A 262-nucleotide genomic window follows, 5' to 3' on the forward strand; every position below is an offset into this window, starting at 1 on the left:
CTATGAACCGGTTGCCAACTGGCTCTCTGACGCCGGCATCTTTGTCAGCGCTGTCAATCCCATCCTGATCAGGGATTTCGGTGACGACTCTCTCCGTACGCCCAAGACGGATAAGGCCGATTCCAAAAAAATCGCCCGTTATGCTCTTGACCGCTGGGCAAAACTGAAGCAATATGGAAGCATGGATAAAACACGCAGCCAACTCAAAACAATGAACCGGCAGTTCGGTTTCTATATGGACCAGAAAACTGCCATGAAAAAC

General features: G+C 49.6%; 1 protein-coding gene. It reads left to right on the forward strand.

Annotated elements, in window-relative coordinates; genetic code table 11:
* Positions 1-262 (forward strand): IS110 family transposase (locus tag H7U36_RS15065; protein WP_205156432.1); only part of this gene is annotated, 262 nt, incomplete at both ends.

The organism is Faecalicatena fissicatena (assembly GCF_016900595.1).
Lineage (GTDB): Bacteria > Bacillota > Clostridia > Lachnospirales > Lachnospiraceae > Claveliimonas > Claveliimonas intestinigallinarum.